Source organism: Nostoc sp. (assembly GCF_036917155.1).
Classification (GTDB): Bacteria; Cyanobacteriota; Cyanobacteriia; order Cyanobacteriales; family Nostocaceae; genus Nostoc.
This window is the reverse complement of record NZ_JBALDZ010000018.1, coordinates 1-14,203: the sequence shown is the minus strand read 5'-3', so window position 1 is coordinate 14,203 and position 14,203 is coordinate 1. Positions and strand designations below refer to the sequence as shown.

The window sequence follows — 14,203 nt, the reverse complement described above, 5'->3', positions numbered from 1 at the left end:
TAAATATGTGTAACGATTTTTTTAGAAAAAGTGAATGTACGGACTATTGTGATACTAGAAAAACAATAGTTGTCAGAGATTCTGGTAATTCACAAGAATATAGAGTTACTAATGGAAGCAGTAAAGAGTTTTGCAAAATTAGGGTAGATAACTGTTTAATTAGAGAAGGGGAAAAATGCGATTACTTAATTTTGAATTGTCAAGATAAACTAGCATTTTTTGTGGAATTAAAGGGACAGGATTTAAAAAAAGCACTTGTTCAGATAGATTTATCCATTAGCATACTTATGCATGAGATTCCGGATTTTAAAATTTATGCCCGGATTGTTTTAAATAGAACACCAAGCCCTAATATCAACAGTTCTACCGAAATTAAACTTAAGAAACGGCTCAAGAAACATAATGGTGACGATAGTCGTGAGTTGGTAAAGTACATGAGTCAAGTTTTACAAGAAAGTATATAAAAATTAGAACATAGATATTTAGTAATTCCAGGGGCAAAGCTTCTGGTAAAAGTTTATAAGTTTAAACCAGGTTTTTATCCCAAAGCTTTGCCCAAATGCTGGTGTTAGCTTACGCCAAAATTGCCATACCTGAAGGAGGTAAATCAATTTCCACTGTTGCGCGACCATCATCGTGATGTTGCACAGCTACAGTTTGATTCTGCCGTGGATTACGTAAATCGGCATTGCTCCAATCGCTTTTGTATAAAAAAGTCATAATTGAGTCTTGAAGATGCGTGTAAGTATCTACTGTCACTTCTGCACGCCGATTTTCTAAGCCGTTGGTATTCAGCACCATCAACACTTCTGTGTCAAATAAAACTTGTGACCAAGCAACTAATTCGCCTTGTCCGGGAATGGAGAAGGGGGAGTTGTGAAAGGATGTTTCGCGCAGGTAGTGATGTCCACGGCGTAGTGCTTTGCCAATTTTATCGTGACGGTTGCGAATCCGCGCGATCGCAGCTATCCGCAAATAGGTAGGATGGTCGATATTGAAGAAATGACAGTCGGCTGTTTGAAATGCTCCAAAAGCACCGCCAAACATTGCTTCTCGGATATATCTATTTTCCGCAAACCGTTCACCTTCTATGCTGTAATCGTGATAACCTTCATTCCCGTCAAAAGCCTGTTCTGTTCCATAATAAATAACAGGAATTCCTGGCATTGTTAATTGCACACCCACAGCATGGGCAACTTGCTCATAGAGATTAGGTACATTGCTGTATGCGGCAAATCGCTGCTTATTGGCACGGAATGACATCTCACCATCATCCAAGATGGAGAGATGATATATCCCAACTTGGCGGTATTCTCCAGCAAGATTGTTTTCGCTATACAAATCAAAAAATTGCTTTGGGTGTACTAATCCCCTTGCTAATGCGGTCAATTCATTAGGGGACTGCACGATGTCTAATACAGCACTGAGGTTACGCCCAATAATGTCTATGTATGCACTAGCCATACTACCGGAGGTGATTTCTCCAGTTAGTAAAAAGTTTTCTTTACCGATAGATTCGGCGTATTCGCGAATTGCGGTGCAGAATTTGCGCGAATCTTCTGGAGAAATGTGCTTGAGGCTATCTATCCGCAAGCCATCGCAGTCTGAAAGAGCAATCCAATATTGATAAACTCTGGCTAGTGTTGCAATTACGTCATCTCTGTTGAAGCAGTTATCAGCACTATGGTTGTATACTACATCGAGGATGACATACATCCGGCGATCGTGGGCAGCATCAATTAAATCTCTTAAATCTTGACGAGTGCCAAAATGGGGGTCAACATCTAAAAATTCTTGGATGCGATCGCTGTGGTAAGCTTCTAACTCAGAACGTAGTTGCCAAGGTGGATTAATCCACAGCGTTGTTACTCCCAATCGCTGCAAGTAGTCCAACTTACTCTTAATTCCTTTAAGAGTACCACCTACAAACTCCGTACCTGCTGCCATCCAGTCGGCTTTGTCTTTAACCTGGAATTTTGAAGGGTTGGTGTGGTCAAAAAGTTCTCTTTGATTTTCATTATCGTCACTGAATCTATCTAATATCAATTGGTACAAAAACTGGTCGCGCCAACTGATAGGACTCGGATAAATTCTCCCTCGTGGTTTCAGGTCTGTTTCGGAGAGTTGCTGGGGTGTCAATTCTTCAACTTTTGCCATGAGGATTTACGCACTGATAGGAAAATGGAAGTGTGCATCTGTAATGTTATAAAAAGTACTTTTATTTTCCATTAACCCCTAGAGGGATTTTGGTTTTAGTTTAAACGCAGAGGGACGCAAAGTTTTCTTCGTATCAAGATTGGGGAGATGCAATCGATGTTGATTTTTTCTACGGAAGACAACAAGAACTAGCTCAGTTACAAAAGTGGATTTTAGTCGATCGTTGTCGGCTTGTGGCTTTGTTAGGAATGGGTGGGATGGGAAAGACTTCTCTCTCTATCAAGCTGGCGCAACAATTACAGGGCGAGTTTAAATTGGTAGGGAGTCAAAAGCTGACTGTCGCCGCACAACTTCACCGTTAGCCAGCAATCACATACAGCAGTCTAACCCCCTTCCAAGTTTTCCCAGTCCCCAGTCCCTAATCCCCAGTCCCTTTTTCAATACGGTTCGGTTAAGGTTTTTTGATGCAAATAAATTCTAGATCACAAAGATGTGATAAATCGCCTGATTATTGTAGAGACGGCGATTCATCGCGTCTCCTGTCTTGATTTTCAGTTACCCATTTATACCAATTATCTAACCCTACACCAGTAGTTGCAGAAACCTGAAAAATCTTAATTTGGGGATTTACCTGCACAGCATATTCTAGGCATTTTTGAACATCAAAATCTACATAAGGCAGCAAATCAATTTTAGTGAGAATGATTACATCACTAGCACGAAATATATGCGGGTATTTTATCGGCTTATCTTCTCCCTCTGTAACCGAGAGAATTACTACTTTTGCCTGTTCTCCCAAATCAAATAAGGCTGGACAAACCAAATTTCCGACATTTTCAATCATCACAACTGAGTCTAGTGGTGGATTCAGTTGTTGTAAACCCCTGTCTATCATTGATGCATCTAAATGACAGCCTGTTCCCGTGTTGATTTGGATGACTTTAGAACCTGTTTCTTTAATTTTTTTGGCATCATTAGCAGTCTCTTGGTCGCCTTCAATGACACTAATAGGTAATTGCTGCTTTAAATCATTGATGGTTCGTGTTAAAAGAGTTGTTTTGCCAGCACCGGGAGAACTCATTAAATTTAAGGCGAGAATATTTCGACCTTTAAACCATCCCCGATTTTGGGCTGCTATTAAATTATTCTTTGCCAATATATCCTGTTCTAATGATATCGTTGTATTGTGTATTTTGGCATGAATTTGAGGCGCTTCTACATGAGTGTCGTGACTGTGGGAATGAGAGATGACAGTACCATCTGGTAAAGTGTGAGTATGATGATGCTTATGTTCCGCTTCATCTGTTTCTAGATTGGTAATTTTAGCTTCACCATCATCAGAACAACCGCAGGCTACACACATAATTCCTCTATTTCTATTTCTTTAATTTTTAGTTCTTCACCAGCAATTAAATCTAATTGCACGCTACCGCAGTTACAAATACCAAATGGTTTATCTACAGAAATTTCTGTACCACATTGGCGACACTTTGCTAAACCGGGAATTTCTACAATCTCTAATTTCGCCCCTGCTAAAATAGTGCCTTGAGTGCAAATATCAAAACAAAATCGGATAGCGTCGGGCATAATGGCTGAAAGTTTGCCGATTTCTAATAAAACTCGCTGCACTTTTGCACCTTTGGCATTTTCAGTCACAATTGCCACAATATTTTGAGTAATTCCAAGTTCGTGCATACTATAAAATCTATTAAATATTAACAAATTCGTGGCAATTGGTCGCCTACTAACATATCAACAATTCTTTCAGCACCAAAAGCTGTTTTTAATAATACGATACCTGGGGGTGAGGTAATAACTTCGCCAATAATACAAGCGTCTTTGCCTGCTGGGTGGGATTTCATCGCAGATAAAATATTGTTAGCATTCTCTTTTGGAGCCACTACAACTAATTTACCTTCATTAGCTAAATACAATGGGTCTAAACCGAGAATTTCACAAACTCCGTTGACTTCTTCCCGTACTGGAATAGATTCTTCAAAGAGGCGAATTCCCACATTTGAACTGAGAGCAAATTCATTTAAGACTGTAGCTAAACCACCGCGGGTAGCATCTCGCATAGCATGAATTTGAGGACATATATGGAGAATAGTTTCTACTAAACTATGCAATGGCTGACAGTCACTTTCAATATTAGTTTTTAAGGCTAACTCTCCACGAGCAATTAAAATTGCTGTCCCATGATTACCTATTTCGCCATTAATTATTACTGCATCTCCAGGTTTAATATTGTGGGTGGAAATGTTAATTCCTCGTGGAATGATACCAATACCAGCAGTATTAATAAAGAGTTTATCGGCAGCACCTCGATGTACAACTTTTGTGTCACCAGTGACAATTTGAACACCAGCTTTTTCTGCGGCTGCTTTCATACTGTTTGCGACACGGCGTAAAATTTCGACAGGTAATCCTTCTTCTAAAATTACGCTACAAGTTAAATATAAAGGTTTAGCACCGCTGACAGCTAAATCATTTGCTGTGCCGTTAACGGCTAATTCTCCTATATCACTACCGGGGAAAAATAACGGGTCTACAACATAAGAATCTGTTGTAAATGCGAGTCTGTCTCCTTGTTGTAGAAGAGGGGTTAAGTTGAAGCTGGCTTGGTCTTCTAGTTGCGAGAGAATTGGGTTATCAAAATTGCTGACAAAGATATCATCTATTAAATCACGCATGGCTTTACCGCCGCTACCATGTGCGAGAGTTATATGAGTGTCTCGTACTTTCACTTGGTGGCGGCGGGCTTGTTCTATTTTTTGGAATAGAGGATTTTGTATTGGGTTTGTGGGGGAAATATTCATATTAAACTTTTTTTAACGCAAAGGAACGCAGAGGTATGCTAAGTATTATTCTGAGGAGAAGCCGCAGGCGGGGAGGGGTTCTTGAGTTATTTTTGGTTTTTGGGCGATTGTTCTTTTGGCAATTGCGGAGAGTCGCCCGTATTTGTAATAGGCTGCACAAGCACCTTCGGAAGATACCATACAAGTACCGATTGGTGTTTCTGGCGTGCAAGCTGTACCGAATACTTTGCATTCCCAAGGCTTTAAGACTCCTTTGAGAATTTCTCCACATTTACAAGCTTTATGGTCGGCTACTTTGAGGTTAGGAATGGTAAATTTAAGTTCGGCATCAAATCGGGCATATTCAGGTTGAATTTGTAATCCTGAATAGGGAATGTCACCTAAGCCGCGCCAATCAAAACTATCTCGGACGGCGAAAACTTTGTTTATGGCTTGCAGGGCTACTGTGTTCCCAGTTTTTTCTACAATTCGGTTATATTGGTTTTCAACTTCGCAACGATTTTCTACTAACTGTTGCAATAGCATCCAAATTGATTGGAGAATATCTAAGGGTTCAAATCCTGAGACAACAATTGGCTTATTATATTGTTGAGAAATAAATTGATATGGGTCAGTGCCAATTACCATGCTGACATGGCCAGGGCCAACAAATCCATCTAGTTGTAAATCGGGATTATCTAATAGTGCTTTGAGGGCGGGAATCACGAGGACGTGATTGCTAAACATACTAAAGTTAGGAATTTTTTCGGCGGCTGCTTGCAGGATGGTGAAGGCGGTGCTGGGGGCTGTGGTTTCAAAGCCTAATGCGAAGAAAACTACTTCTTTGTCGGGGTTATCTCTGGCAATTTGTAAGCTATCTAAGGGAGAATACACCATACGGATGTCTGCGCCTTGTGCCCTGGCTTGCAGTAATGTGGTGTTGGAACCGGGAACTCGCATGGCGTCGCCAAAGGTGGCAAAGATGACGTTATGATTTTGAGAGATTGCGATCGCATCATCTAATCTCCCTTTTGGCATCACGCATACTGGACAACCAGGCCCATGAATTAGTTCAATGGTTTGGGGTAATATTTCTTCGATACCATATTTAAATATGGAATGGGTATGCCCGCCACATACTTCCATGATTTTGATGGGTTTTTCTAGCCTATGGCATAATTTAGCGATTTCGCGGCGGATGGCTTCAGCTTTTTCTGGTTCGCGGAATTCGTCAACATATTTCATGGGGAGTGAGGAGTAGTGAGTTTTATGTATCTGTTAATTTCGCTTGTGTGGTAGAAAGTTTTTTTTAACGAACCGCAAAGGACGCATAGACACGAAGTGGCTTCCCGCAGGGTAGGGCGCGAAGGAAGAAAAGAAAGAAGGAAGTTTCAAACTATTTTTCTGCGTGAGAAAAAATATTATTTAAGTACTAATTCCTGCTTGTGCTACTGCTAATTCTTGGAAGAGTTGTAATGTTTCTGCTGCTTCTTGTTCGTTAATTCGATTCATGGCAAAGCCAACATGTACTAGCACCCAATCACCAATACAAGCTTCGGGGGGATGTTGTTCATCTACGATACAAGCAATATTTACTTGGCGCTTAACACCACCAATGTCAACTATGGCTAATTTATGGTTAGCGTTGGTAATTTCTACAATTTGTCCGGGGATTCCTAAACACATTTTTTTATTGTTGAAGATGAACTAACCACAGAGGCACAGAGAACGCAGAGAGAATTATTGGTGAGAAAAAGATTGTCAAATATCAACATGTATTAATTGTGCGGCTGCAATCACTGCTTGTCCTAAAGATAACCCGCCATCATTAGCGGGAACTAAGCTGTGAGTAAGTACTTTTATTTCCAATGTTTCTAATCGTTTGGTAACTTCCTTTAACAATATACAATTTTGAAAGACTCCTCCTGTTAATGCTACCTGATTAATCAGATTTTCTTGAGTAAGATGTTTAACCATTTCCACAATCACATTCGCTAAACCTTTGTGGAATTTGGCAGCCATAACTGGTTGGGGAATCTGCTGCTGTAAGTCATTGAGCAAGGCTTGCCACATTTGACGCGGGTCTATACAATAAATACTATCTGAAAAGCTAAAACTAAAAGGATAGATCAGCGTTTCTTTATCATTATTTAAGCTACTAACATCTACTATAGCTTCCATTGCGATCGCAGCTTGTCCTTCATAGCTACATTCTTCTCTATAAATACCGATAGCCGCTGCCACTGCATCGAACAATCGACCTACTGAAGAAACTGAAGGAGAGTTAATCCCTTTCTCTATAAGTTGATTGAGTAGCTTAAGTGGCTTGTTTTTCAAAAACTTAAATATTTCTAAATCAGAATACTTCTCTTCGCAATCATCCCAAAGGTTAGCAGTTAATAATTGGGCATAAGTATTACGCCAAGGCTGATAAATTGCTTGTTCACCACCAATCATTGCTACTGGTTTAAATGTTGCTAGTCGTTGAAATTTCCGGTAATCTGCTAGAAGAAATTCTCCACCCCAGAATGTACCATCGTCGCCGTAACCTAAACCATCTAAAGCAATACCTAATATTGGAGGTGAATCTAAAGGAATCCCATTTTCTGCCATGCAAGCGGCGATATGGGCATGATGATGTTGAACTGGATAAACTTTGATTTGATTTGCGCCCGCAAGTTCTTTACCAAGTTTGCTTGAGAGATATTCAGGGTGTTTATCAATGGCAATTATTTCTGGTTTATGCTCAAATAAATTTAAGTATAAATTCAAAGTGTCTTGATAAGCGTTGAAAGCGGCAGAATTTTCTAAATCTCCCAGATGTTGAGAAAGAATTGCTTCTCCTTCACGCAATAGGCAAAAGGTATTTTTTAACTCACTACCCATTGCTAAAATTTGCGGTACATTGTGAAATCCTAATGGTAAACTAATTGATGTTGGTGCATATCCCCTGGCGCGGCGAATTATTTGAACTTTATCGCTGATAACTTTCACCACTGAATCGTCTACCCGATTAATAATTTCTCGATTGTGAAAGAGAAAATAATCAGCAATTGTTCCTAACTTTTCTCTTGCTTCGTCATTATCAATACATTGTGGTTCATCGGCAAGATTGCCACTTGTTAAAACAATTGGGCGATTCATCCGCCGCAGAATTAAATGATGCAGGGGCGTATAAGGAAGCATGAAACCGAGGCTACTTTGCCCTAATGCAACTGATGATGCTAATTGTTTTTTATCTGAAGCTTGTAATAAAACAATTGGTGCAGCAGAACTGGTTAATAATTCTTTTTCTTTGGCGTTGACAATACAATATTGTTCAATTATTTCAATATCCCGCGCCATTAAAGCAAAGGGTTTATGATAGCGCTTTTTTCGCTGACGCAGTTTTTCTACAACGGTTTCTTGTGTTGCATCGCAAGCTAGATGAATACCACCTAACCCTTTAATTGCCACAATCTCACCTTTTTGCAACAATGTACAAACGGCATCAACATCATCCAACATCGAAAACATGGAAGCAGTAACCGATTTACCATCGGTGCGTTCTAACCAAGCTGTGGGGCCACAAACATGACAAGCTACAGGTTGGGCGTGAAAACGGCGGTTTTCGACATCGTGATATTCCTTGCCACATTCTGAACATACGGCAAACGCAGACATACTGGTATTGCATCTGTCATAAGGAATTGCACGAATAATACTCAGGCGGGGGCCGCAATGAGTGCAATTAGTAAAGGGGTAACGGAAAAAGCGGCTAAAGGGGTCGAATATTTCTTGCTGACATTGCAAACAAGTGGCTGCATCAGGGGTAATTTCTGTTTTGATGGCATTACTGACGCTAGTAGAAATCACAAAATTATCAAATGTCAATTCACCTTCATAAATAATTCTTGTTAGTTGATTGATTCTTGCCAAAGGTGGACATTCTGTTTGCAATCTGGCAATAAATTCTGTTATTGCTTTCTCACTACCAGATACCCTAATTAATACACCTTGTCCATGGTTACAAACATCTCCACGCAAATCACAGGCTTTAGCCAGACGATATACAGTAGGGCGAAATCCTACTCCTTGAACAGTACCATGAACTCTAATTTCTTCAGTCGGCATATAAATCTGACTTTACAAAATTACGAATTACGAATTACGTTAGCGTAGCTAAGCCGAGTCTTCTCCCTTGGCGTTAGCCTCTCCCTTTGGGAGAAGGGGAGACGCCAAGGGCGAACGAGCGTCATTACGAATTATTAAACTGCCACAGCAAAATTCGGTTATTTCCAGAATCAGCTATCACTGCTGTATTACCACAAATTTTTATCCCGTAACACCAATTTAAGCTATTTCGTTTAGGCAGTCCGAAATTACGATTTTCACCTTTATTTTGAAAATTTATTTGTCCTGCTAACCCATCTGCCACTGCACCTTGCAATGATAAAATCGATTTTAGCTTTCTCCATCCTAACAACCGAGAATTAGCTGTATCTGCAACTACTAACCAATCTCCAGCCACCCCGACACTATAAGGCATACTCAAACTACTAGCGCTTGGCAAATAAACCCCTTGATTCATTTCGACAAAATCAAAGCTTTTTTGTCCTAAAATCACTGCACAAGGGGTATTATTTTCTGTTGGTATGCCCTGCCAAATCATCACTCGATGATTACCTGCATCGCTGACAACTAAATTTTCTCCCCAAAGGGTAATATCGTGACACCAACGCATACTCGCTGCGGTTGCAGAAGCACCGCCATTTTCATTGCGAGATATCATATCTGGTTGTCCCAAAACTACATCAGCAGGCTGACCATTTTCTGTTGGTAATTGATGCCAAATTAATACCCTGCGATTACCAGTATCGGCAATAAATAGCCGTCCTTGATGATAGAAAACACCATAGGGCCAGTGCATTGTACTGGCGGATGCTTGTTGACTTCCCCGATTTGGTTCATTATCGATAAAATTAGCTTGTCCTAACACCAAATCGGCTGGAACATTGTTATCTTCTGGTAAATTTTTCCAAATTAAAACTCGATGATTCCAAGCATCTGCTACGGCTAACCCTTCAGCACAAGCACAAATCCCTGTTGGTACACTTAAGGTTGCACTTCCCGGTGTACTTTTAGCATTTTGTCCTTCATGATAAAAGTCAGGTTGTCCAATTACCCAATCAGCAGGTTGACTATCTCGTGTGGGTAATTTTTTCCATCCTAATAATCGATGATGTCCTGTATCTGATACCCATAAAGGGCCGGTTTTTGATAACAAACAAGCACCACGAGGCCCAAACATTGTTATGGGACTAGGTGCTACAGGTATAACTAATTCTTGTGGTTCAATAATGTTACCTAAAATTACCTCTGCACCTTGAGGTGATAGAGGTAAATATTGAGAAATTTCTGTTGCTTCTAGCGGTAATTGTGATATGGGATTAATTATGATTGGGATATCCATGAACCGCAGATAGACACTGATAATTATTTAAAAACATTAATCTTGATTAGCATGTAACAACAGTAACAATTTTGCATTATGTTTTTTTCAAATTAAGTGAAAGAAAAATTTTAAGAAATTTTCGTATTAATCAATCTAAAAGAATTATAGTTTTCCGTCAGTAGCTTTTACTACATTGCAATTTTTGGCATGAGTGCGCGATGTACTGAAAAAAGAAAGTCAAAAGGCATTTTGAGTAAGTCAAAGTTGATTTTGCTTTCTTAAAACCCTAAAATGAACAACTTAATTACACAAATCAGAAAAAAATCTGGTCTATTGACAAAGCATTTAGTTGCAAAAAAATTGTCGGTTGGGTGGAGGCTTTGCGTAACCCAACATCCTGATATCTGTTGGGTTGCGCTCCGCTCCACCCAACCTACGTCTAATGCAGTGTTGTATGTTAAGTAGGTAAGCACAAATAAACCTAACTATGTAACGAAAAGTAAAAGCGGTGAAAACCTTGCTATTGATTCACTCTACTTCGTTACGTTCGTAACGACATAGTTATAAATTTTCTCACCCACCTACTTAGGTTTGCATCATGATTGTTGCAGTTTTACAAAAACCTTATCGTCTTTAATTTTTACTGGATATGCCTGAAGTGAAACATCCGGTGCTGTTAAGCATTCACCTGTCTCTAACTTGTACTGAAATCCGTGAGAAGGACAGCTGATAATACCATTTTCAACTTTACCTTTATCTAGAGCAGATCCTAGATGAGGACAAGCATTTCGGTAACATTTTACTGTAATACCTTGACGGTGTAAAATCACGGAATTACCAGAAAGTTGTACTGCCAATATACTAAATTCAGGAATTTGATCAATAGTTGCCACTTTGATCCAAGTAGAGGTTATTTTTGATGAAAATGGACTAATTAAACCAAAACTTGCGTTATTAACTGTAGGGTTATGATTGACGGCAACTACTTTGGTAATTTCGGGACAATGATTTTTGATTGCCTGTTCTACTCCCTGAGATAAAGTTAAAGTAGAAGCTGGACAACTGCTACAAGTTCCGATTAATCTGACTTCTACTGTATCTGGAGGTTTAATTGCTACTAGTTCTACATCTCCATTATGGCTTTTTAAGCCTGGGCGAACTTCTTCAATGGCTGTTTGAATTCGTTGTGCTAATGGTGGTTTTGGTGGTTTTACTAGTTCGTGATAAAGCAGCACTGCGTATACTACCTCATCATTAACAGCATGACGCAATGCTGACATTGATTCTTGCTTGAGGCTTTTAATTAAATTAGTCAATGCTGCTTTGTGCAAAGCTTCAATTGCTCTTTTTAGACCGACTGCTACACACCGTTGGCTTTCATCCCATTCGGATATAATTGCCTCAAAGCGGTTAATTTCCTGAATTAATTCTTCAAGGTTTGTCATTAGTCATTAGTCATTAGTCATTGGGCAAAACAGTTCAGAGTCCCGTTATAGCGGTTCTCATTCACGTGAGGTACACCCGTAGGGGCAATTCATGAATTGCCCCTACACCTTGCGATATAATTTTGTACCGCATTTGAGTGGGAACCGCTATAGCGGTAGCAGGGCATTTAGCCTGTTCTCAGTCCTGAGTAAAAAAGTGAGATTCCCTACTCAGCACTCATGAGGGGCATTGGTTATTCCTAAATTACCAATGACAAATTACTTCGTTTTAAAATCTTTGAGGAGAAATGGCATAATCAAGCCTGTCACTAAGCTAGATAATGTTATTGGTAGGCAGAAGGGAATATCAGCTTGTGCAAATAACACTAGCAGTAACGAACCGATAGCGGTCGCAATGGCAGTTTTTTGGACAAAATGTATAGGGTCGCGTAGTAATTTTCCTTTGAAAAATAACTTAGCAGAAAACCATCCAAGTTCTAACATGTTTCCTCCTAATAATGTGTCAATAAATTAAGTATGGCAAATCCTAATAGGATTGCAGGAATTACACCAGCAGGGGCGAATAAAGCACCAAGCATTGCTGAAAGCTGATAGCCGATATCTTTTCCAGCTAACAGCATTCCACCAATGGCACCGCCAAGCATAGATAAGGCTGTTGCTATGAGTATCCACACTAATCCTGTTATTATGTTCAAGTCACCATCTACTAAACTTGTGAGAAAATCTCTCACAGAATGGTTTGTTAAAATATCTCTCATGCTGTTTTGTTCTCCTTATGATGAGGGGGTGGATGAGGGAGAATAATCAATGCTCAATGCCCTATTGCATGTTTCCTATTTCTACTTCAATATCTTGTAAAGCTTGGGCTACTATCTCTACTTGTCCTATTTGTTGATTTTGGGTAAATATTTCTAAGGCTTGTTGATAGTAAACACGAGCTTTTGAGAGATTATTAGGATTACCCGCTTCTGGTTTTTCTGAGTCATCGGGTAAGTTGAATAAGGCGTTGGCTTTGTTTGAAATTGTGTTAGCGTATTCTAGAGGTGTATCTTGGAAATTACGCACTTTTAGCGCTTCATCATAAGCTGCGATCGCACGTAAGTTATTTTCCACAGGATGGGAACTCACTAAATATTGCAAAGCATTACCTAAGTTGTTTTGCAACATGGCATATTCTCTGGGATGATCGATCAGATTAATATGCTTGAGTGCGACCTCAAATGATTGCACAGCTAACCCTTGACGCAAGTATTCCCGTTCTGATGCTAGGGGCATAGAAAGGTAAGCGATCGCAATATTGTTATATAAAATTGCGTATTCCTGGGGGTAATCTTCCCAAGTAAACACCCGCAAAGCCTCATGATAAGCCTGGATGCTGTCAGTTATCCGCGCCAAATTGAAGGGCACTAGTGACTGCAACACCAGCCCAAAATTCATCTGTGTCTCTGCTACTTCCTCTGGTGAAGCTAATTGCTGTAAAATTGGCAGTGCTTCTTCATAACTTGCTTTCGCTTGCATCAGCAGTTGGTAATCAGCATCCGGTATTGCTTGTAACGTCCCTGCCATCCCCACTTGGGCCCTAGCTTTCAGTAGGGGATACTCCTCACCACACATCTCGTAGGCCCGGTAATATAAGCCAACTGCATTCCGCAAGTCTTGGGCAGTCTTGGGCTTTTTTTGAAAACCCTGTGCGATCTCAATCAGCATTTGGATTTTTTCTTCTGCTGAAGCTGACTCCGATGCAACAGCTGCTACCGCAGCTTTCACCGCCGAATCTGTAATGCTGGGGGTCATAACTCTGCCGTACTCTAGCCAATTGGGAATTGAGTCCAACACCCATGAATGATCGAAACACGCGATCGCATCTCATCACGGGCCATACTGATTTACGCAGGCTTCGAGTCCTTTAGGCGGAATTCCCCTTTTTGTCTAAGACGAGGGATTAGTGACTGGTGACTAAGGACTGGGAATTAGGGAAGAGTTTCCCAGTACCCAATACCCAATCTCCAATACCTAGTCCCCAATCTCTAAAATATAAAACACCCTATTTCTAAAATTCTAGGGGGAAATTGCTAATATTAATGTCAGCTTTAAACACCTAATATTTTTTAAATACTTTTTGTATCATGAACGGACACAATTTAAATATTATTTCTTGAATTGTTGACATACATATATACAGTATTTTACCAGCCAATTTTTGTATACTCCAAAGATTCACCACGGCATTGTCGAAGTGTAAAATATATTCATCAACTGTAAAACAAGCTCCCTTGAATCCCCAGAGAGTTAGACTAGGCAATTAGAAATCGCGGGTATAAAATTGATTGGTCTTCTTTGGTACAGCCAGGATGTCTTCTTTTACCCTT

General features: G+C 40.0%; 13 protein-coding genes. 1 reads left to right on the top strand and 12 read right to left on the bottom strand.

Annotation, left to right across the window (positions count from 1 at the left end; translation table 11 throughout):
* The first annotated feature begins 5 nt into the window (after positions 1–5).
* Positions 6–464, top strand: a complete 459-nt coding sequence (locus V7K67_RS02385) for a hypothetical protein (protein ID WP_335165123.1) — start codon at positions 6–8, stop codon at positions 462–464.
* Between the two features lie 109 nt (positions 465–573).
* Here V7K67_RS02385 and V7K67_RS02380 read toward each other — a convergent pair whose 3' ends face one another.
* The 12 genes from V7K67_RS02380 to V7K67_RS02325 form a co-directional block, all read right to left on the bottom strand.
* Positions 574–2,157: an alpha-amylase family glycosyl hydrolase gene (locus V7K67_RS02380; RefSeq protein ID WP_335165121.1), complete on the bottom strand. Its 1,584-nt coding sequence runs from the start codon at positions 2,155–2,157 to the stop codon at positions 574–576.
* Between the two features lie 508 nt (positions 2,158–2,665).
* Positions 2,666–3,520, bottom strand: coding sequence for a hydrogenase nickel incorporation protein HypB (gene hypB / locus V7K67_RS02375; RefSeq protein WP_334729078.1), 855 nt, complete (start codon positions 3,518–3,520; stop codon positions 2,666–2,668).
* A complete protein-coding gene (hypA, locus tag V7K67_RS02370) occupies positions 3,511–3,852 on the bottom strand; it encodes a hydrogenase maturation nickel metallochaperone HypA (RefSeq protein WP_334729079.1) in 342 nt (113 codons plus the stop codon). Before hypA ends, hypB begins: the two co-directional genes overlap by 10 nt.
* Before the next feature lie 20 nt (positions 3,853–3,872).
* A complete protein-coding gene (gene hypE, locus V7K67_RS02365; protein ID WP_334729080.1) occupies positions 3,873–4,976 on the bottom strand; it encodes a hydrogenase expression/formation protein HypE in 1,104 nt (367 codons plus the stop codon).
* A 45-nt stretch (positions 4,977–5,021) separates the two neighbouring features.
* Complete coding sequence (gene hypD, locus V7K67_RS02360) at positions 5,022–6,200, bottom strand: hydrogenase formation protein HypD (protein ID WP_334729081.1); 1,179 nt, start codon at positions 6,198–6,200, stop codon at positions 5,022–5,024.
* Positions 6,201–6,380: 180 nt separating this feature from the next.
* Positions 6,381–6,641: a HypC/HybG/HupF family hydrogenase formation chaperone gene (locus V7K67_RS02355; protein WP_334729082.1), complete on the bottom strand. Its 261-nt coding sequence runs from the start codon at positions 6,639–6,641 to the stop codon at positions 6,381–6,383.
* 75 nt (positions 6,642–6,716) lie between these two features.
* Positions 6,717–9,068: a carbamoyltransferase HypF gene (gene hypF, locus V7K67_RS02350; RefSeq protein WP_335165118.1), complete on the bottom strand. Its 2,352-nt coding sequence runs from the start codon at positions 9,066–9,068 to the stop codon at positions 6,717–6,719.
* Positions 9,069–9,192: 124 nt separating this feature from the next.
* Entirely contained in the window at positions 9,193–10,407 is a 1,215-nt protein-coding gene (locus V7K67_RS02345; RefSeq protein WP_334729084.1) for a hypothetical protein, read from the bottom strand.
* Positions 10,408–10,985: 578 nt separating this feature from the next.
* On the bottom strand, positions 10,986–11,834 hold the full coding sequence (locus tag V7K67_RS02340; RefSeq protein WP_334729085.1) for a NifU family protein: 849 nt from the start codon (positions 11,832–11,834) through the stop codon (positions 10,986–10,988).
* Positions 11,835–12,092: 258 nt separating this feature from the next.
* The gene (locus V7K67_RS02335) at positions 12,093–12,317 is read right to left on the bottom strand and encodes a hypothetical protein (RefSeq protein ID WP_334707845.1); all 225 of its coding nucleotides are present in this window, start codon (positions 12,315–12,317) and stop codon (positions 12,093–12,095) included.
* An 8-nt stretch (positions 12,318–12,325) separates the two neighbouring features.
* Positions 12,326–12,592 carry a hypothetical protein gene (locus tag V7K67_RS02330; RefSeq protein ID WP_334707844.1) on the bottom strand — a complete coding sequence of 89 codons (267 nt, stop codon included), beginning with the start codon at positions 12,590–12,592 and terminating at the stop codon, positions 12,326–12,328.
* A 61-nt stretch (positions 12,593–12,653) separates the two neighbouring features.
* Entirely contained in the window at positions 12,654–13,628 is a 975-nt protein-coding gene (locus tag V7K67_RS02325) for a hypothetical protein (RefSeq protein ID WP_334707843.1), read from the bottom strand.
* Positions 13,629–14,203 lie beyond the last annotated feature (575 nt).

Coding starts and splice junctions, on each gene's coding strand:
- V7K67_RS02385 (WP_335165123.1), top strand. CDS start 6: ATGTGTAACGATTTTTTTAGAAAAAGTGAATGTACGGACTATTGTGAT.
- V7K67_RS02380 (WP_335165121.1), bottom strand. CDS start 2,157: ATGGCAAAAGTTGAAGAATTGACACCCCAGCAACTCTCCGAAACAGAC.
- hypB (WP_334729078.1), bottom strand. CDS start 3,520: ATGTGTGTAGCCTGCGGTTGTTCTGATGATGGTGAAGCTAAAATTACC.
- hypA (WP_334729079.1), bottom strand. CDS start 3,852: ATGCACGAACTTGGAATTACTCAAAATATTGTGGCAATTGTGACTGAA.
- hypE (WP_334729080.1), bottom strand. CDS start 4,976: ATGAATATTTCCCCCACAAACCCAATACAAAATCCTCTATTCCAAAAA.
- hypD (WP_334729081.1), bottom strand. CDS start 6,200: ATGAAATATGTTGACGAATTCCGCGAACCAGAAAAAGCTGAAGCCATC.
- V7K67_RS02355 (WP_334729082.1), bottom strand. CDS start 6,641: ATGTGTTTAGGAATCCCCGGACAAATTGTAGAAATTACCAACGCTAAC.
- hypF (WP_335165118.1), bottom strand. CDS start 9,068: ATGCCGACTGAAGAAATTAGAGTTCATGGTACTGTTCAAGGAGTAGGA.
- V7K67_RS02345 (WP_334729084.1), bottom strand. CDS start 10,407: ATGGATATCCCAATCATAATTAATCCCATATCACAATTACCGCTAGAA.
- V7K67_RS02340 (WP_334729085.1), bottom strand. CDS start 11,834: ATGACAAACCTTGAAGAATTAATTCAGGAAATTAACCGCTTTGAGGCA.
- V7K67_RS02335 (WP_334707845.1), bottom strand. CDS start 12,317: ATGTTAGAACTTGGATGGTTTTCTGCTAAGTTATTTTTCAAAGGAAAA.
- V7K67_RS02330 (WP_334707844.1), bottom strand. CDS start 12,592: ATGAGAGATATTTTAACAAACCATTCTGTGAGAGATTTTCTCACAAGT.
- V7K67_RS02325 (WP_334707843.1), bottom strand. CDS start 13,628: ATGACCCCCAGCATTACAGATTCGGCGGTGAAAGCTGCGGTAGCAGCT.